At 36.6% G+C, this 19,289-nt stretch carries 20 protein-coding genes, 1 pseudogene and 2 other annotated features; of the genes and pseudogenes, 7 read left to right on the forward strand and 14 right to left on the reverse strand.

Annotated elements, in window-relative coordinates; all coding sequences use genetic code 11:
- The first annotated feature begins 167 nt into the window (after positions 1–167).
- Positions 168–596, forward strand: a complete 429-nt coding sequence (locus ACK1U5_RS12270; RefSeq protein WP_000332398.1) for a hypothetical protein — start codon at positions 168–170, stop codon at positions 594–596.
- A 39-nt stretch (positions 597–635) separates the two neighbouring features.
- Here ACK1U5_RS12270 and ACK1U5_RS12275 read toward each other — a convergent pair whose 3' ends face one another.
- Together ACK1U5_RS12275 and ACK1U5_RS12280 are read right to left on the reverse strand one after the other, a co-directional pair.
- The gene (locus tag ACK1U5_RS12275) at positions 636–1,871 is read right to left on the reverse strand and encodes a TcaA 3rd/4th domain-containing protein (RefSeq protein ID WP_069605425.1); all 1,236 of its coding nucleotides are present in this window, start codon (positions 1,869–1,871) and stop codon (positions 636–638) included.
- Between the two features lie 19 nt (positions 1,872–1,890).
- The gene (locus ACK1U5_RS12280) at positions 1,891–2,676 is read right to left on the reverse strand and encodes a zinc ribbon domain-containing protein (RefSeq protein WP_000650097.1); all 786 of its coding nucleotides are present in this window, start codon (positions 2,674–2,676) and stop codon (positions 1,891–1,893) included.
- Between the two features lie 195 nt (positions 2,677–2,871).
- On the opposite strand from ACK1U5_RS12280, the gene ACK1U5_RS12285 reads away from it, so the two are divergent.
- Entirely contained in the window at positions 2,872–3,705 is an 834-nt protein-coding gene (locus tag ACK1U5_RS12285) for a hypothetical protein (protein ID WP_069605424.1), read from the forward strand.
- Between the two features lie 14 nt (positions 3,706–3,719).
- On the opposite strand, the gene ACK1U5_RS12290 is transcribed toward ACK1U5_RS12285, so the two are convergent.
- From ACK1U5_RS12290 to trpE, 10 genes are all read right to left on the reverse strand, one after another.
- Positions 3,720–4,403, reverse strand: a complete 684-nt coding sequence (locus ACK1U5_RS12290; protein WP_001128614.1) for a DUF2278 family protein — start codon at positions 4,401–4,403, stop codon at positions 3,720–3,722.
- Between the two features lie 90 nt (positions 4,404–4,493).
- Positions 4,494–5,993 carry an L-lactate permease gene (locus ACK1U5_RS12295; RefSeq protein ID WP_069605422.1) on the reverse strand — a complete coding sequence of 500 codons (1,500 nt, stop codon included), beginning with the start codon at positions 5,991–5,993 and terminating at the stop codon, positions 4,494–4,496.
- Between the two features lie 114 nt (positions 5,994–6,107).
- Positions 6,108–6,467 (reverse strand): DUF4029 domain-containing protein, encoded by a 360-nt coding sequence (locus ACK1U5_RS12300; protein WP_030024045.1) that lies wholly within the window; start codon positions 6,465–6,467, stop codon positions 6,108–6,110.
- Between the two features lie 73 nt (positions 6,468–6,540).
- On the reverse strand, positions 6,541–7,317 hold the full coding sequence (trpA, locus tag ACK1U5_RS12305; RefSeq protein WP_069605421.1) for a tryptophan synthase subunit alpha: 777 nt from the start codon (positions 7,315–7,317) through the stop codon (positions 6,541–6,543).
- A 3-nt stretch (positions 7,318–7,320) separates the two neighbouring features.
- Positions 7,321–8,514 carry a tryptophan synthase subunit beta gene (gene trpB / locus ACK1U5_RS12310; RefSeq protein WP_061139692.1) on the reverse strand — a complete coding sequence of 398 codons (1,194 nt, stop codon included), beginning with the start codon at positions 8,512–8,514 and terminating at the stop codon, positions 7,321–7,323.
- The gene (locus tag ACK1U5_RS12315; RefSeq protein ID WP_069605420.1) at positions 8,511–9,125 is read right to left on the reverse strand and encodes a phosphoribosylanthranilate isomerase; all 615 of its coding nucleotides are present in this window, start codon (positions 9,123–9,125) and stop codon (positions 8,511–8,513) included. Before ACK1U5_RS12315 ends, trpB begins: the two co-directional genes overlap by 4 nt.
- Positions 9,122–9,883 carry an indole-3-glycerol phosphate synthase TrpC gene (gene trpC, locus ACK1U5_RS12320; protein WP_069605419.1) on the reverse strand — a complete coding sequence of 254 codons (762 nt, stop codon included), beginning with the start codon at positions 9,881–9,883 and terminating at the stop codon, positions 9,122–9,124. The genes ACK1U5_RS12315 and trpC overlap by 4 nt, the downstream gene beginning before the upstream one ends.
- 1 nt (position 9,884) lies before the next feature.
- A complete protein-coding gene (gene trpD, locus ACK1U5_RS12325; protein ID WP_030024037.1) occupies positions 9,885–10,910 on the reverse strand; it encodes an anthranilate phosphoribosyltransferase in 1,026 nt (341 codons plus the stop codon).
- A complete protein-coding gene (locus ACK1U5_RS12330; RefSeq protein WP_000636317.1) occupies positions 10,907–11,494 on the reverse strand; it encodes an aminodeoxychorismate/anthranilate synthase component II in 588 nt (195 codons plus the stop codon). The genes trpD and ACK1U5_RS12330 overlap by 4 nt, the downstream gene beginning before the upstream one ends.
- On the reverse strand, positions 11,491–12,909 hold the full coding sequence (gene trpE / locus ACK1U5_RS12335; protein ID WP_033685687.1) for an anthranilate synthase component I: 1,419 nt from the start codon (positions 12,907–12,909) through the stop codon (positions 11,491–11,493). The genes ACK1U5_RS12330 and trpE overlap by 4 nt, the downstream gene beginning before the upstream one ends.
- 52 nt (positions 12,910–12,961) lie before the next feature.
- Positions 12,962–13,205: a binding site (T-box leader), on the reverse strand.
- A 42-nt stretch (positions 13,206–13,247) separates the two neighbouring features.
- Positions 13,248–13,485, reverse strand: a binding site (T-box leader).
- A 456-nt stretch (positions 13,486–13,941) separates the two neighbouring features.
- Here trpE and putP point away from each other — a divergent pair.
- Both putP and ACK1U5_RS12345 read left to right on the forward strand, forming a co-directional pair.
- On the forward strand, positions 13,942–15,420 hold the full coding sequence (gene putP, locus ACK1U5_RS12340; RefSeq protein WP_000107188.1) for a sodium/proline symporter PutP: 1,479 nt from the start codon (positions 13,942–13,944) through the stop codon (positions 15,418–15,420).
- A gap of 155 nt (positions 15,421–15,575) precedes the next feature.
- Complete coding sequence (locus ACK1U5_RS12345; RefSeq protein WP_000878734.1) at positions 15,576–15,974, forward strand: Ig-like domain-containing protein; 399 nt, start codon at positions 15,576–15,578, stop codon at positions 15,972–15,974.
- Between the two features lie 78 nt (positions 15,975–16,052).
- Here the strand turns inward: ACK1U5_RS12345 and ACK1U5_RS12350 are convergent.
- Both ACK1U5_RS12350 and ACK1U5_RS12355 read right to left on the reverse strand, forming a co-directional pair.
- Positions 16,053–16,325: pseudogene (locus tag ACK1U5_RS12350) on the reverse strand (Crp/Fnr family transcriptional regulator); the annotation flags it as partial.
- Between the two features lie 76 nt (positions 16,326–16,401).
- Positions 16,402–17,313 carry a DMT family transporter gene (locus ACK1U5_RS12355; protein WP_000806935.1) on the reverse strand — a complete coding sequence of 304 codons (912 nt, stop codon included), beginning with the start codon at positions 17,311–17,313 and terminating at the stop codon, positions 16,402–16,404.
- Between the two features lie 203 nt (positions 17,314–17,516).
- Here ACK1U5_RS12355 and ACK1U5_RS12360 point away from each other — a divergent pair, with 203 nt between their 5' ends.
- The 3 genes from ACK1U5_RS12360 (at position 17,517) to ACK1U5_RS12370 (ending at position 19,284) form a co-directional block, all read left to right on the forward strand.
- Positions 17,517–18,248: an alpha/beta hydrolase gene (locus tag ACK1U5_RS12360; protein ID WP_000084013.1), complete on the forward strand. Its 732-nt coding sequence runs from the start codon at positions 17,517–17,519 to the stop codon at positions 18,246–18,248.
- A gap of 93 nt (positions 18,249–18,341) precedes the next feature.
- Positions 18,342–18,860, forward strand: a complete 519-nt coding sequence (locus ACK1U5_RS12365) for a YjcG family protein (RefSeq protein WP_000765863.1) — start codon at positions 18,342–18,344, stop codon at positions 18,858–18,860.
- Position 18,861: 1 nt separating this feature from the next.
- A complete protein-coding gene (locus tag ACK1U5_RS12370) occupies positions 18,862–19,284 on the forward strand; it encodes a GNAT family N-acetyltransferase (RefSeq protein WP_000543307.1) in 423 nt (140 codons plus the stop codon).
- The last annotated feature ends 5 nt before the right edge of the window (positions 19,285–19,289 follow it).

Below are 19,289 nucleotides of genomic sequence, written 5' to 3' on the forward strand. Positions count from 1 at the left end.
GTTTTCCATATTTTATAGAAATAACACCTACTTCCATTGTAAAGAAAGAGAATTTCATCTTCAAATTTGGTGCACAAACTTATGTATGAATAGGTAACTGTCGTGTCTTATAAACAACATGTTTAATATGCTATAACAGTAACCAATTGAAAGTAGGTGAAATATACATGTGCGCTGGTCTTCTCGCTCAGTTTCCAGAGGAACCGAAAGAACCAAAACCCGCCTTGTCGCTTGATCAAGAATTTTCTATTAACGCAACCATTTATAGTGCTCGTGCTTGGTTATCTAATGATGAAACTTTTCCACAAACGATTTGGAAAGGCTCTCACTTTGCTTCAGCATCACACGCTGGCAAGTCCATCTTACCAATCGGTACTGTAAAAATTTTGAACTTATCTGATGATACAATAACAGTTACTGCATCATCAGAATCAGATGATACTCTCAAAATAGTCGTACCCCCTCATTCTGAAGGTGTTTTAACATCTAACGCATTATCTGACGTGCAAGCAAGTACATCAGGAGGAGCAAGTAAAGTCACATTCCTCTTTCATATCTTTTTCTCAAGGGATCCTGGTTCAGATAAAAAACCATAAAAAAGGTACAGTTATGCACTGTACCTTTTTCCATGTGTTCTATTCTCTTGATTTAATCAGTTCAATATTATAAGTTTCGATATCTGTTAACGTTCCTGTAAAATAAGGGTTTTCTCTATACCAAGACTGTTTTGCAAAATACGCTTGCATATCTTTCGTTTGAAAAATATGTCCATGCCTTGCATATATTTCATTTCTAGCAATTTTTAACTGCTCTTTCGATAAATATGTTAAATCTGCGCTCGTTAATTTTCGAATATCACTATCAGGAAAGATGAAACCATTATATACATACCCAGTCGTAGGTGGCGGGATAACATTATAAACAACTGTTTTTTCTGTACTTTTGGTTTGGAATGGAAGATTATAAGACGAAAGTGCCGTTACCGTCTCTACTTGTGTCGTTTCTCGTCCGCTTTCTCCATTTCGTTCTAAATAAATCGTCGCACTTCCATCAGTCGCTACAGGCCCCCATGTAATTTCTTCTCCTATCAGCGCTGTAACCGGTTTTTGATTTACGTACAATGTTGCACCAGGCGCGTTCGTTTGAACTGTAATATATTGACCTTGCAACGTTAAATCTATCGTTACGTTATTTTGGCTTTGTTTCATAAGTACAACCTTTTCCTCACGAGATAATTTTACGTAGTCATTTTTATACTCTGATTGAAACACTTGATTTCCCGGAAGAAATGGCCCATATTGCTTCTCAAACTTTTTGTCATCTGTCTTATCAATTTCTTTTCCGTTCATTTTTAACGATACGTCTTTTTCATTTGTAAGCAAAGTTGTATAGTACGTCTTTGCTTTCAATTTATATCGATCAAATATAAAGAAATACTTTCCGTCTTTCGTTAATGAAAAATCAGCTTTTTCTATTCCGTCCCGTTGTTTTTCACCTTGTCTCAAATATTGTTTTAATTCATTCACGTAAGATGGATTTTCTTTTATATATGAAAATAGAGGCGTTACACTCTCTCTCGTTATCATAACCGATGGATCATCTGCCGTAACGATCTCAGCTAATTTCTCTCCGTCCCTCTCTTGTAAAATCGTAATTATTCGGTCTACTTGTGCCACCTGCGTATAATACGACGATCCGTACAAATACAATCCAATAATTGCTATAACAAATAGCGCTAACAGTGTAATGCCAACTTTTGCACCACCGCTCATGTTCTTCTTTACTACAGAACGTCTCCTCTTCGTCCCGCAGTTTTGACAAAATTGCACACCATCTTCAAACTGAATTCCGCACTTTGTACATACATTCATCCAGTCAACCACCTTTTCATTAGAAGCCAGTTATTCCCTGTGTTAAGGCTTGAATTATCGTGCTAATGTAAGACCAAAGTACAATGAATGTTGCAATTCCAATTAAAACATTTGCAATAATAAGTGTGTAAACGAGATCTAATCCGCCATTGTCTAGCTTTAATACGGCTACAGTTATACTAATCCCTATATAAGTTGCAGCTACCGATAATAATATCGGTAAGAAAAAAATTAATAAGAAACTAAAAAGAAAAGAAAGGACTAATATGACAATAGCCGGCGTCGCTATCGTTCCCCATATACCGAATACTTCAAGAAACGAAAAAGATGATTTCATCATCTTACCACTTACAAAAATAATAAATCCGACAAATAAAGTTAAAATTAATAAAAAGAAAAAGACCGTTATAGATTCTCCAAAAAACGTGGGAGTAGATATATCTGGTGCAAATGTTCTCGTAACTGCTGATGCTGCACTCATCATTCTATAAAAAATACATGCTCCTAAAAAACAAATAAGAACAAGACTTACAATTCCATTTCGTACTTCAATAGCGCCGCTTTGCATAATTGCTGTCGGTGCTTGTAATGCATGTTTAAAAAATTGAAAATAGCCGCTCGCAAACCGCTTCGCTTGCTCTACCGTTTCATTTGGCCGAGTTTCCTTTGCTTGTGTCGCACGTGCTTGTTCCGGCCCTTCTTCTTGGCCACTACTTGCCACTACTTCTTCCGTTAACGAATGTCCACAATTCCCGCAAAATTTTGCCTCCGCTGCATTTTCTGTATGACATGACGGACATTTCATTCTCTTATCCCTCCTTAAGCATATACCATATAGGGTGTTACAAATTCAATATATGAATTTGTACATAAAACATGACTACAAGAAAAAGATTCTGAAATCCTTCTTCCGAAAGAAAATATATGTGCTAGTAATCTTGAAAAAAATGCTATTATGAAACAGAATAAATAATATTTTTAACAGATTGGATGACTGGCAATGGAATTGGTAAACTCAATTTTTCAAATACTCCTTACAAGCGTAATCCAATTATTATCTTTAATTGGCGTTATCATTGTAATTGGATTTCTATTAGGCTATTTAGAATCTCTCACACGCATGTATTGGTCGAGAGCTTTTGGAAGAAAAGGATTCCTATTAATGGCTTGGATTGGTGTTCCTATTCACGAACTTGGACATGCCATTATGTGCGTGCTGTTCCGTCATAAGATTGTAGCAACGCAGTTCTTCCCGACAGATACAAGCCAAGGGGCTTTAGGTTACGTACAACATCAATACAATCAAAAAAGTGTGTATCAACGGATTGGGAATTTCTTCATCGGCATTGGGCCTATTATTTCTGGTATTACTGCACTAATCCTTTTAATGCGCTATTTCGTACCAGAATCATATTTTTTATTTAATACAACTCTCGAAAAAACGATTGCTTCTACTTCTATTAATGTAGAAATGATCCAAAACATGCTCTTGTCGACGTTTGTATTATTGAAAAGCTTATTTACAATCGGCAATTTATTGAATCCTTCCTTTTGGTTATTTTTATTTATCGCCATTTGCATTTCCGCACATATCGCTTTAAGTAAACCAGACATTAAAGGATCAATAGACGGTGTTATCGTCATGTTTATCGTTTTATTTTTATTCAACATCATCGCGGGACTGTTTCAATACGACAGTAACCAGCTAATTGGACAGGTTATGAAATATAATATGTATCTCATTGCGTTTTCTAGTGTAGCACTGCTTTTCTCTTGTATTTCTACACTTGTTAGTTTTTCGTTTTATAAAATAAGAAGAGGGCGTTCTTTTTAAACGCCCTCTTCTTATTAATTATTCCCCTTATAATCACAATGCTCAACAGGAACGCGAGCATGCCCTTCTTCATCGGTACACCATGACTGTGATTGGAATGCAAGAAAGATACCAATCCATTCTTCTTCCTTTTCAAAGTGAATGAGTATTCCTCCGTCTTGCCATATGCCATCATCACCTTGCCATTTTTCTACATTCCCTTGATTCATATGAATATCATGTATACCGTTTCCTGGTTTGAAACGAAAATAGGAATCTGGTGTATTTTCTTCTGGTCCCCATCTTTCACCAAACGCGTAAATAATTGCTTTTTCTTCTATTGCTCGTTTTATATAACGTTCTATTTTTTCATTTAAATCATTATCTGCTCCTGCTTTTTCGGGAGGCAAAGGAATCATTTGATTTGAGTCAAATAGATTTCCTCTTACATAATCTAAAGCTACTTTCGGTTCATTGTTTTTTATTTCTGTAAAACCGAATGGTAATGTCGGTAAAATATGAATCGCCTCTGACTTAATATTGTTACTCGCAAAATATAAAACTTCTGACGGATAGCTTTGCGATTTTACGTTAATTGCAATACGATAATTTACTCCTGTCTCGCCCTGTAAATGAACTTGATAATGAGGTGTTTTCCCTTTTCCAATCTTTGATTGTATAACTGTACCTTTTAACACACCGTAGTTTTTTAGGGGCATACATTTCATCTCCTATTCATCTAGTAGAAGCTATTCATATTTAAATCATTATCCACTCATAAAAAAAATCCTCCTATGTTAGGAGGATTTTTAATTTCTCAACATATACCAAACAATAACTTCTACCACTACAAGCAAAACCGCACCAAAGATCATTAACGTCGTCTTCTTTAATAGTTCATTTTCACGGTAAGGGATATTACATAAGTAAGCACCTAGTGTAATCCGTGATGGACAAGCGATTGTCGCTACTGATGATGCGGTGTTTTGAAGTGTTGTGACATATTGCCACGGGAGTGTTACGTTTTGTGCGGTTTGCATTTGTAGTTTTATAAACATTGCATTTGATCCTGCGTTACTACCTGTTAAAAATCCACCAATAGCGCCAATAAACGGAGCAACGAAAACGAAAAAGGTTCCAAATGTTTCACCAGCTGTCTTTGCGAGTAATGAATGCATGCCTGATGCACCCATTAGTTCTGAAATGGCGATAAACATTGTCGTCGTAATAGCAAATGGAATCCATTGTTTAATCGTTTGTGAGAGTGATTGTTTAATAATATTAGACGGGATGCGGAAGAAAATAATAGTAAATAAGCAAGTCATACCGAGCCAAAATCCTGGTGAATATAGTAACTCTAGTTTGTAAGAGTATGATTTCAAATCAAGAACCGCATATGATTTGAACAAATCATGTAATGCTGGAACGAGGCGAGAAAGTAAAATACAAACTGTTAGAAATATATAAGGGCTAATAATTTTTATAATGGATACTTCTCTCTCCGTTGCAGCCGCATGTTCTGTTATAAGATTTTGCCCACTTTTTCCTTTTAATTTAATGATAAAAAAGCCAAAGGTAATCGTAACGATAGAACTTAATATCCCGGCTAGTTCAACACTTACGTACGCATTAGAAAGATAGATTCCGAGAGAAAATAATAGAAAGAACCCTACTCCTTCTTTCCACTTTTCTATAACCGCTTGCCAGCCGCCAACAACGTGTAAAGAAAGAATAACGAAGTAAGCAAACATCGGAATACTTAATAGCGCTGTATTTGTGCCAAGTGTTGTAAGAGGCATATTTATTAGCTGCGAACCGATAATCGTACCAGTTGCCATTGCGCCCCATGAACTAGCTAGTAAGCCGATGAATGAGAGTAGTACAGCTTGAAATGGTTTATATCCTAGTGAAAGAAAAATAGGTGCTGCAACCATAAAGCCAATACCGAATCCACTTACTGATTCAATAAGCGGGCAAATGCCAAAACACATAAGCAGCATTTGTAATAAGCGATCCTGAGTAACTGCTTCTAGAAAAAGTGCTACTTGATCGATGTACCCCATTTTGTTCATGAGGTGAAATAAAAAAATACCGAAAAATAAAACGTACCCGACAATAAAACAAATTAACCATCCTTTAATCGTTGCGTGCACAGTTTCACTTATCCCTAATTGAAACATTGGCGAGAGTAAAACAATTCCAACAGACACAGCATAAGAAATTAACGAGGACCTTAATGACGTTTGTTTAAATAAAAATAAACAAATGAAAATCATCATAATTGGGATAAGTGCCAACAATATGGCCATGTTATCATCTCTTTTCATTAAAAATACAATTTTTAACTATTATATAACAGATGACATAATTTTCAATTGTTTTTACAACAGATTCAAAAAAGGAACCAAACGGCTCCTTTTTATTCACTCCCATTTTCTATTATCCTGAAAAACTGTCTGCTTTCCGACTATTTCTTTCAACACAACAAACACAATGTAAGTACATATTGCTTGCAATATAATATTCCAAAATTTCATTAATGCAAATGAATGAATCCATAGAAATAATTCGTTTAATAATACAATCGAAACGATACTAAATAATTCTATACTAATCGAAAATAGACATATTTCTAAAATAGACTGTTCTTGAATGCGATTTAAATTGGAAAAGATGAATACATACCCTAAAAATAGAGCCATTAACTCTATTTTCGTCATGCTAATGAGCCAAGCGTATAGCGGTACAGTTAAAAATAGATATAGTAGTTTACGTCTTAGCATGCCTTCTCACCCTCTGAATTATATGTATTTTCTGTATATTTTAACATTTATTACGCAAAACAAAAAGAAGAGACTACGCCTCTTCTTTTTGTTTTGTTGCATATATTAATTCACATATTTCTTCTTGCTTTTCATTTTCTAAAAGCTCAATGATCTTACTTCCAACGACAACTCCGTCGCATATTGTAATTATTTCTTCTACATGTTCCTTTGTTGAAATACCAAATCCTGCGACTACTGGTAAGTTGACGTGTGATTTTACTTTTTCTAAGTAACTATGAATCTCCTCTTTAAAGTTTTGACGTACTCCCGTTACGCCCGCTACTGTAACAGCATAAACGAACCCTTCTGATTCACTCGTAATTTTTTCAATTCTTTCAATAGGACTCGTTACGGTAACGAGTGGAATGAGCGCAATGTTTGCCTCTCGAAGTAACGGCGCAATAATATTTTGTTCTTCATACGGTAAGTCTGGAACAATAATACCATCCACACCGGCCTCTAAGCACTTCTCTACAAATCGTTCTTTTCCGAATGCAAGTACTGGATTTAAATATGTCATGAGTACAAACGGAATTTGCACTTCTTTCCTTACCTCTGCTAACGCTTGAAAAATGCCTTTTAATGTTACGCCGCTATCTAGCGCTCGCTTTCCTGCTCTTTGAATCGTTGGGCCATCCGCGACTGGATCTGAAAACGGAATACCAATTTCAACGATGCTTGCTCCAGCTTCATCTAAAAAACGAATTCTTTCTTTTAATTTTTCAAGGCCGCCATCTCCGCCCATTACATACGGAATAAATGCTTTCTTGCCATTTTCAAACGCTGCTTTAATTTTTTCTACTCCCATTTTTTACACCTCTTCCATATAACGTTTTATACTCTCTACATCTTTATCCCCGCGGCCTGATAAACAAATGACAAGCCCTTCGTCTGTCTTCATTTGCGGCGCTAATTTTAATGCGTATGCGACAGCATGTGAACTTTCTAACGCCGGGATAATGCCTTCTTTTTTCGTTAATAATTGAAATGCTTCTAATGCTTCTTCGTCTGTTATCGACTGATAAGAAACGCGGCCAATATCTTTTAGCAAACTATGTTCTGGACCAACACCTGGATAATCAAGTCCTGCTGAAATAGAGTGTGCTTCTTGAATTTGCCCTTCTTCATTTTGCAGAAGATACATCATTGATCCGTGCAGGACACCAACGCTTCCTTTCGTTAAAGTTGCTGCATGCTTTTCTGTATGAACGCCTTTTCCAGCTGCTTCTACGCCGTAAAGAGCAACTTCTTCATCATGTACAAATGGATAAAACATTCCCATCGCGTTACTCCCACCACCAATGCAAGCAACAACTGCTTCTGGTAATTTCCCCTCTAATTCTTCATATTGTTTCTTCGTCTCATTCCCAATTACACTTTGGAAATCACGTACAATTTGCGGGAATGGATGTGGTCCGAGAACAGATCCCATAATGTAGTGCGTATCATGCACATGTGAAACCCAGTAACGAAGCGCCTCGTTTACCGCATCTTTTAATGTACCGCTACCTGCCGCTACACTTTCTACTTTCGCTCCGAGTAATTCCATTCGGAACACATTTAATTTTTGACGTCTTACATCTTCTTCTCCCATAAAAATGACGCATTCTAATCCGAGAAGAGCACATACAGTAGCTGTTGCAACTCCGTGTTGTCCAGCTCCTGTTTCAGCGACAACTTTTTTCTTGCCCATTCGCACTGCAAGTAGTGCCTGACCGATTGTATTGTTAATTTTATGAGCTCCTGTATGGTTCAAATCTTCACGTTTTAAATAAATCTTTGCACCACCGCAATACTTCGTCATATTTTCAGCATAATATAGCGGTGTTTCTCTTCCGACGTACGTTTTTAAATAATGATTTAATTCCTTTTGAAATGCTTCATCTTGCATCGCTTCTTTATATGCTTCTTCTAGTTCTAGTACAGATTGCATTAACGTTTCTGGAACGTATCGTCCTCCGTATATACCGTAATGTCCTTTTTCATCTGGATATGCGTAGTTCATTTGGAACACTCCTTCGCTTTTATAATAAATTGTTTTATTTTCTCTACATCTTTCTTTCCTTCTGTCTCTACTCCGCTGCTCACATCGACCATATAAGGCCGAACAGTTCGAATTGCTTCTTCTATATTAAGAGCGTTTAATCCACCAGCTAATATCGTTTTCTTTCGCAATTCTTTTGGCATATGCCCAAGTAGTTCCCATGAAAATGTCTTTCCATTTCCTCCATGAAACTTTTCTTTCGGGCTATCAAATAATATATAATCCGTTTCATACCCTTGAGCGTTTTTCATATCACTCTCTGAAGTTACTCCTAGTGATTTTATAGACGGAATATTCAATCTTCTGATTTGATAATTATCTTCATCTCCATGTAGTTGTACATGTGTTAACCCGCACTCATCTGCAATTTTCTGGATCACTTCTACTGATTCATTTACGAAAACACCGATTTTTAACACGTTGGCTGGAAGCCCCTGAATGATTTCTTTCGCTCTCTTTGGAGTGATTTTCCGTTTACTTTCTGCAAAAACAAATCCGAGTGCATCTGCGCCGTATTCGCACGCACTTTTCGCTGTTTCCATATCAGTGATGCCGCAAATTTTCACTTTCATATATTCACCTTACAATCTTCAAAAAAACTACTAATAGAAGATGATGTCATAAGCGCCTCTCCAACTAATACACTTTTTGCTCCAGCTCTTTTAACACGAATAATATCTTCTTTTGAATGAATGCCACTTTCACTAATCCAAAGTAGTTTCTCCTCATTCAATCTTTTTCCAAGCTTTTCAGTTTGGCTTAAATCTACTTCGAACGTTTTTAAATTACGATTATTAATGCCAATAACGTGCGGATTTAATACAATCGCAGTTTCTAATTCCTGTTCATCATGAACTTCAACAATCGCTTCCAATCCTTTTTCTAACACGTAGCTATACAACTCTTTTAACTTCTCTTTCGTTAACGCTGCTACAATTAGTAAAATAATATCTGCTCCCGCTTCATACGCTCTATCGATTTGAATCTTATCGATTATGAAATCTTTGCATAAAAGCGGAATGTTACTTTCTTCTCTTGCTGTTTGTAAATCGTGAAACGATCCTTTAAAAAATTGACCATCTGTTAAAACAGAGACTGCTCCTGCACCACATTTCTCATATGTTTCCACTTGTCTTCGTACGTCAACGTGTAAATTGATATCTCCTTTTGATGGTGATGCTCGCTTTACTTCTGCAATGACAGTAAACTGCTGTAACGCTTCTACAAGTGAATGTGTCTTTCTTTTTGCTTTTACTGGTGTATATATTTCATATAACTCCGTAACTTCCTTTTTCTTCTGTTCTACAATTTTATCTAAAATCGTCCCCACTTTAGTTCACCCTTTCTAATTTTTCGTTGCTTGCTGCAATTAATAAGTTTAATTTGGTTAATGCTTTTCCAGAATCGATGCTATGTGCCGCGAGTTTAATTCCTTCTTCAATCGTTTCCGTTTTTCCATTTGCGAAAAGAGCTAGACCTGCATTTAATAAAACGGTATCGCGGTAAACACTCTTTTCTCCGCTCAATACGCCGACTGTAATCTTTGCATTTTCTTTCGAATCCCCGCCTCTAATCTCTTCATTGTTCACTATTGAGAAACCGTATTTCTCAGGTTCAATACTCGTTTCAACTATTTCATTATCTTTTAAAATGACAACGTGATTTTCCCCTTGTAATGATGCTTCATCTAAAAAACCACTTCCATTTACGACAAGCGCTTGTTTCCGGCCTAACTTTTGTAATACTTGTGCAACTGGTAATAACATATCTCGTTTATAAATACCGACAAATTGTGTTTCTAAATTCACTGGATTTGTTAAAGGGCCAATTAAGTTAAAGATCGTCGGTACGTTTAATTCTTTTCTTATTTTCATAATGCGCCTTAGTGCTGGATGCATCGCTGGTGCAAATAAAAATGCAATACCTACATGCTCTAGTAAATAATCAATTTCGCTTGGCGTACTGCTAATATTTACACCGAGTTCTTCTAATAAGTCTGCACTTCCTGTTTTACTAGAAACAGCACGATTACCATGTTTTGCAACCTTTACACCTGCTCCTGCCAGTACGAATGCTGATGTTGTGCTAATATTAAACGTTTGAGCACCATCGCCACCCGTCCCGCAATTATCCATTGCTCCTTGTATATGGTTCGAAAACGGCAATGCCTTTTCGCGAAGAGCTCGAACGAGACCGTATATTTCTTCTGCAGTTTCACCTTTCGCTTTCAGTAAGACTAAGAAAGCTGCAATTTCACTTTCTAATATGTTTTCACTTAATAAAAGTAATCCTGCTTTATACATTTCCTCTTCTGTTAAATGTTGACCCTCAACTAATTTACGAAGATAGTTATTCATACTCTTTCCTCCTCTTTTACTTCTGTTAAAAAGGCACGTATTAACTTTCCGCCTTCTTCTGTTGCGATTGATTCCGGATGAAACTGTAATCCGAAGAGCGGATAATAATTGTGACGGACTGCCATTATTTCTCCGTCGTCCATCGCTGTCGCTAATATGTCAAAACACTCTGGCAAGCTCGTTTGCTCTGCAACAAGGGAATGATAGCGCATTGCCGTTAACGGCTGTGTAGCGTATGAAAAGATTGACATTCCGTTATGTTTCACACGCGATGTTTTTCCATGTTTAATACGTTCTGCTCTAACAATGTCTCCTCCAAATGCAGCTATGATCGCTTGGTGGCCAAGACAAATCCCTAATATGGGAACGTTCTTATAAAAATGACGGATGACGTCGATACAAATGCCAGCATCCTCTGGTTTTCCTGGTCCTGGTGAAAGTACAATTCCTCTTGGATTCATCTCTTCTAACTGTTCTATCGTTATTTCATCATTTCTTACAACTACAATTTCTTCTTCATGTTCGCCTAACAGTTGATACAAGTTATATGTGAACGAATCGTAATTATCGATAAGTACAATCATTTCATTACCTCCAAAAGCGCTCTCGCTTTATTTAATGTTTCTTCATATTCAGCTACTGGATCTGAATCGTAAACGACTCCTGCTCCTGCTTGAACGTATGCTTTTTCATCCTTTACGACCATCGTTCGAATGGCGAGCGCCATATCAAGATTTCCTGAAAAACTAACGTATCCAACTGCACCAGCGTATACATTTCTTTTTTCATTCTCTAGTTCATTTATAATTTCCATCGCTCTAATTTTCGGAGCTCCAGAAACCGTCCCTGCTGGTAAGCAATACGCTAACGCATCAAATCCGCCCATCTGTTTTCGCAATGTTCCGTAAACTTCAGATACAATGTGCATAACGTGAGAGTATTTTTCTACTTTCATATATTTATCTATCGTAACCGAGCCGATTTCGCTCACTCTACCAATATCGTTTCGCCCAAGATCTACAAGCATCATATGCTCTGCTCGCTCTTTCTCATTGCCTAACAGTTCTTTTGCGATTTCCTCGTCTTCCCTCTTCGTTTTCCCCCTCGGCCTTGTACCAGCAATTGGATTCGTCATCACTTTATCCTCCCTTACTGATAGTAAACTTTCCGGCGAAGAACCGAGTACAACATAATCTTGAAAATCGATATAGAACATATATGGTGATGGATTTGCAATTCGAAGTTTTCGGTATAACGCGAATGGATCCCCAATACATTCACTTTGTAAACGCTGTGATAGTACGACTTGGAATATGTCTCCCGCTCTTATATATTCTTTCGCAATTTCTACCATCTCACAAAACTCTTTTTCCGTTATAGAAGAAGTAAATGATAATGTGGATTGTATTGCATTTACTTCGGCTACTTCTCCTTGTAGCACTTCCTCTTTGTATACTCGCATCCTTTCGTATACTTCCTCATAATCTGCTGAATCATCTCCCCTGCATACATATACAAACGACAACTTTTGGCGTAAATGATCGTAAACGATAAACTCACGATATAGTAAAAGGTGTACTTCTGGAATATTTAATGGGTCGTGTAAATCCGTTCCAATGTTTTCATACTGCCGAATGACATCATACCCAATATAACCAACTGCTCCTCCGCAAAATGGAAATGGACTGTCTACTTGTGATGGTGCGATTACTTCTTCTAACACTTGTAGTACGTTACCTTGTAACTTTTCTGCCCGGCCGTAAATCGTTCGTTCCACTTCCGTACAAACGCTTTTCACTTCTCCATAAGGATTACATCCTAAGTAAGAATAACGCCCTTTATCTTGATGAAGCTGTGAACTTTCTAATAAGAATTTCTTCTTCCCTTTCATACGTCTATATAAAGAAATTGGCGTAATGCTATCTCCTTCTTCTTCAGTGATTACTAAAAATGTCTTTCTCTCTCTTTTTTGTTTTATAAATTCTTCTTTCGTCATCATGTCCTTCACCTCGCCCTGAAAAATAAAAAAGTCCTCTACATATCGAAAATATGTAGAGGACGATAAATATACCGCGGTACCACCTCGTGTTGGATGCAAAAGCATCCCGCTTTGTTCAGGTACAAAATTTATACCTTATCCTTGTAACGGCGGAACCCGGGTTGCCTACTGAAAAAATTGTTCAGCATACCTCTCGTAAGCCCATTCCGTATATGGCACCGTACCGGGCTCCCACCTATTCCCGGCTCTCTGTAACGTCTCCAATATACGTACTCTTCTTACTTAAACGATTTCATTTATTTAATTTTTTATACACAAAAAGGGAGTACTCATCCTATAGAAAGGACGGGTACTCCCGTGGTGCCACCTTAATTCGTTACAAATGTAACGCACTTTACCGTATCAAAAACAATACGTGTCTCTTGTATCGATGAGATCATGTCGCCAAAGCCTACTTCTTTCGTTTCGGTTTGGAAGCTCCGAAGCCCATTCCACATCAATTCCATACTGATTCGCACCAACCATCAGCTCTCTGACATGTTCATCATGTGTACTCTTCTTCATCAACGCTTGCATTTTTTTAAGTTGCACTCATTATAGACCTGACTTTTTTCACAAGTCAATACTTTTTTAAAAATTTTATTTTTCTTTCCTTTCAATATTATATTGACAAAACAACCTCTTTTTATGTAAATATAATAAATACTCTATTAAAAATAAGGTTTTTTGTATGAATATTATATATTAAAAAAGTAAAATGACATCGAAAAACGCTTACATTTCTGAAAATTCATATTTCTATATGGATTTTTCAGAATAATCATGATAGATTATAAAGTGAAACTTTAATCAGTAGGGGTTTTGTTCATCCCCCACTTATTATTAGTTGAACTAATCGGGCATTTACGGGCAGTTGATCTCCCACCTAACTTCCTTGCCCATCCAATTTTAAGGTGGGAGTTTTACTGCCCGTTCATGCGGGATAAATATGCATAACGCATCAAAAGACATGACAAAAGAAAGGGGAACTACATGAGTACGCAGATGTTAATTTTAACTTCTATCTCTATTTACATGCTCGGGATGCTAATTATCGGCTATTTCGCTTATAAGCAAACATCCAACTTAACAGATTATATGCTTGGCGGGCGTACACTAGGCCCCGCAGTAACAGCATTAAGTGCTGGAGCAGCTGATATGAGTGGTTGGCTTTTAATGGGCTTACCCGGTGCAATGTTTAGCGTTGGATTAAGTAGTAGCTGGATTGCGATTGGCCTAACATTAGGCGCATATGCAAACTGGATCTATGTCGCTCCTCGCTTACGTACCTACTCTGAAATTGCAAATAACTCTATTACTATCCCAGAATTTTTGGAACACCGTTTCCACGACAAATCCCATATGCTACGTTTAGTATCTGGACTTGTTATTATGATATTTTTCACGTTTTATGTAGCTTCAGGATTTGTCTCTGGTGCTGTATTATTCGAAAATTCATTTGGACTCAATTACCATGTTGGTCTTCTTATCGTTGGTGGAGTTGTCGTAGCTTACACATTATTTGGTGGATTTTTAGCTGTAAGTTGGACAGACTTCGTGCAAGGAATCATTATGGTAGTCGCTCTTATTCTTGTTCCAGTCGTAACAATTATGCACGTAAATGGACTTGGTCCAGCATTTGAAACAATTAAATCTATCGATCCGGCATTATTAGATATTTTTAAAGGTACTTCTGTATTAGGAATTATTTCATTATTCGCATGGGGACTTGGTTATGTTGGACAACCACATATTATTGTACGCTTTATGGCGATTTCTTCTGTAAAAGAAATTAAAAGTGCACGACGTATTGGTATGAGCTGGATGATTTTCTCTGTTGCTGGAGCTATGTTTACTGGCCTTATCGGTATTGCATACTATTCAAAAGCAGGTTTAAAACTTTCTGATCCAGAAACGATTTTCGTTGAACTTGGCACTATTTTATTCCATCCACTTATTACTGGATTTTTATTAGCAGCTATTTTAGCAGCTATTATGAGTACAATTTCTTCTCAACTTCTCGTTACTTCGAGTGCAGTAACAGAAGACTTATATAGAACATTCTTTAAGCGTGATGCTTCTGATAAAGAACTTGTATTTGTCGGTCGTATGGCTGTTCTTGTTATCGCTTTAATTGGATGTGCATTAGCGCTTAAACAAAATGATACGATTTTAGCTCTTGTTGGATACGCTTGGGCTGGGTTTGGTTCTTCATTCGGACCTGCTATTTTATTAAGCTTATATTGGAAACGTATGACGAAATGGGGCGCGCTTGCTGGTATGATTTCTGGTGCCGCTACTGTTATTATATGGACTCAATTCAAATTCTTAAAAGATTTCTTATATGAAATGATTCCAGGTTTCGCTATTAGTTTACTAGCCATCGTAATTGTTAGTTTACTAACACAACCTTCAAAAGAAGTTGAAGAGCAATTTGAGGATTTCGAAAAACAACATCGTCATAATTTATAAAAAAATCTCTGCTGTTATCGTAACAGCAGAGATTTTTTACAGTTCGACAATCTTCTTATCAAATTTAACAAATTCTTTATGTTTCGTTAAATTTAACATAACACTACTCCTTTATAGTATGAGTATCAGCACTTATACAGAAAGGGGACTCCAACATGTTAGCAGCTTTCCAGCAACAACAAACACGAAAATTTTCACCTATCACAAATACTTCTGCGTCTTGTTTAAACATGCAACCTAACCCGCCTAAAATTTCAATTGCTCCTTCTGTTATTTCAGTCATCGGTGTTCACATGGAAAAACATAAATTAAAAATAAAAACGGGACAAAACATTGTGTTATCAGCTTCCATTTTGCCAATACAAGCAACGAATAAAGAGCTTATTTGGTCAAATATGAATTCTGATATCATCACCATATATCCAAAAGGTGACACCGTGACGATTACTGGAAAAAGTGCAGGTAAAGCAGTCGTAATTGTCACAACTGCTGAAGGCAAATTTCGTGACCTATGTGTCATTCATGTACAACCTTATATGACAAATCCAAAGTAAAAGAGTGGCTTCGTAGCCACTCTTTTACTTGATTTCAATATTTTAGTTTTTACTTTTTACAAGGTTAATAAAAAAAGATGAAGATTTATCTTGTTTATGATGGTTGAAATTCGAAATTGCCTGTTCTTCTGTATAAAAATTTGATGTAACTTCTTTCCCTGCTTCATCTATACTATGTTGCCTAACGCATCCTTTTAATACAAAATAACATTTTAATGGAACATTTCCTTGTCTTAGGAGCACTGTTCCTTTTTTATATTCTTCAATTTGTAATTCACTGAGGATCATTTGCTGCTCTTCTTCACTTAGTGTTGTAAATCTATTCATATACTTCTTTAATATCTCTTCCATTTTCCTCCCCCTTCTACGCCCGCATTTCTATAAAACAAAAAGAGAAGTATCATAACTTCTCTTTTCTTCTCTAACATTATAATTCCTGTGTATACACCGGCTCGTTTACGACATTTTTTGCTGTTCGCTTTTGTTGCTGCATTAAGAAAACAGATACACCAAACAATACAAGCATGCTACCGATCATTTGCATTGCATTTAATTTTTCTCCAAGTAAGAAGAACGCAAGTATAGATGCTCCAACAGGTTCTCCTAAAATACTCATTGAAATTGTCGTTGCATTTACATAATTTAATAGCCAGTTATTAATTACATGTGACACTGTCGGCACAACCGCAAGTAAAAGAAAAACAGTCCAATCCCACTTCGTATAACCTGTAAAGGGTACTTGTAATATAACATTATAAATCCCCATAAAAAGACCTGCGAACGCAAAGACTGTAAAGCTATAAATCCAGTGCGATACTTTCTTCACTGTCGTTTGCCCGATAAATAAATAACCGACAACCGCTATTACACTTAGAAAGGATAATATGTCACCATAAATTGCTTGCTTACTTAAACCTAAATCTCCCCAACCAATGCACATTACTCCTAAAATAGCGATTCCCATCGTTGCAATGGCTGAATATGTTGTTCTTTCTTTAAATAGAAAAAAACCTCCAACTAAAGATACGATCGGTTGAAGTGCCAAAATAATTGTTGAACTAGCAACTGTTGTATGCTTTAAAGATTCAAACCATAAAAGAAAATGAAGTGCTAAAAAGAAACCAGATCCAATTAAAAAGCCCCAATCTTTCATTTGAATCTTATTAAATTCCTCTCTTTTTTTCCATACGATAGGCAGCATAATAAGTACGATAATCCATAAGCGGTACATACTTAATATTGAAGATGGTGCTGAGGACATCTTTACAAAAACTGCTGCAAAGGAAATGGCAATTATAGAAATTGCTAATGGTAGTGCGATTGATTTTTCTTGTTTCAAATCCTGTCTCCCCTCTCACCTGTCAAAAATCCCACTTCATTATATCCGTTTTCTTTCGCAACTTAAATACTAATTTTTTAGATTCTTCGTACCATTATGGTAAAATAGAAATTAAGGCACCAATTAGTGAATATTTCTTTCCTTTTCACTACAAGCGTCGCTCTTACAATCGTTACAGTAAATTTTTATTTAGGGGGATCTACATGAGTCAAACAATAGGGAGAATTGAAGAAATTTCATTTTATAGCGCATCACTTCAAGAAGATGTTACACTTCTCGTTTATTTACCAGTAAATTACACACCACTGCACAAACATACAGTTGTAATTGCACAAGATGGTAGAGATTATTTTCAGCTTGGTAAAGCGCACCGTGTAATTGAGCGCCTTCGTGAAACCGAAGAAATTGACCGTACAATTATTGTCGGTATTCCATATAAAAATGTACATGATCGTAAAGAAAAATATTTCCCAAATGAAGTAAAAAATGCTGCATATATTCGTTTCCTTGCTCATGAACTTGCACCATATATTGATGAAAATTATCCAACGTACCAAATGGGAAAAGGTCGTGTTTTAATTGGTGATTCTCTTGGCGGAACAGTTTCCTTTATGACTGCACTTATGTATCCGCATACATTCGGTAAAGTCGTTATGCAATCACCATTTGTGGATGAGACAGTGATGAACTTAGCAAAAGAATTCAAAGATCCACAGGCGTTAGAACTGTATCACGTCATCGGTACAGAAGAAACGGCTGTAAAGCGTACTGATGGACAAGTATCTGATTTCGTAGGGCCGAACCGTGAGTTAAATACGCTTCTTACAGATAGAAACTTCATCACGCATTATGAGGAATTTGAAGGCAATCATACTTGGAAATATTGGCAGACTGATTTACCGAAAGCCTTCTCTCATATTCTATCAATGAAATAATAGAGAGCAGTATTCAGAATAATTTGATATAATAGATAAAGAGATTTATTTATCTCAAAATCTAACTAGACTTACAAAGGGAGGAATTGGAACATGAAATTAGGCATTGTAATTTTTCCATCTAAAATGATTCAAGATAAAGCGAACGGATTGCGTAAACGTTATGACCCGCACTACGCATTAGTTCCGCCACATATTACATTGAAAACACCCTTTGAGGCGCAAGATGAACAATTAGAGTCGATTGTAAACGAGTTACATACAATCGCAAGTAAAACGAACCCTTTCACCCTTCATGTTGGGAAAGTTGGTTCATTCGCACCTGTTAATAACGTCCTTTACTTTAAAGTAGAAAAAACACCTGAACTTACTTTCTTAAATGAAGAAATGCATAGCGGGTTATTCACGCAAGAACGCGAATATGCTTTCGTACCTCATTTAACAATCGGACAAGGCTTATCAGATGCAGAGCATGCTGATGTGTTGGGCCGATTACGTATGAAAGATTTCTATTACGAACAACCAATTGATCGTTTCCATCTTTTATATCAATTAGAAAATGGAACATGGACTGTACACGAAACATTCCGTCTTGGAAAGGGGAACAACTAATTTGCACGCACAGATTGTACAAACGGACGAACAACTAAGAGATGCATTCTCTGTACGTAAACAAGTGTTTGTAAATGAACAACGTGTCTCTGCTGAAGAAGAGTACGATGAGTTTGAAGAAACTTCAACACACGTTGTTATATATGACAATGATGTTCCAGTTGGTGCTGGACGTTTTCGCACCCTTGATGGTATAGGAAAAATGGAACGCATTTGCGTGCTAAATTCCCATCGTAAAAAAGGCATCGGAAAAATTGTTATGGATTCGCTTGAAGCGTATGCAAAAGAAAATTCGCTACCGAAATTGAAACTTCACGCTCAAACACATGCTGAAGATTTCTATAAAAAACTTGGATATGTAACGAGTTCTGATGTATTTATGGAAGCTAATATCCCGCACGTCGTAATGATAAAAGAATTGTAATTTGA

The organism is Bacillus sp. XB1, assembly GCF_053557995.1.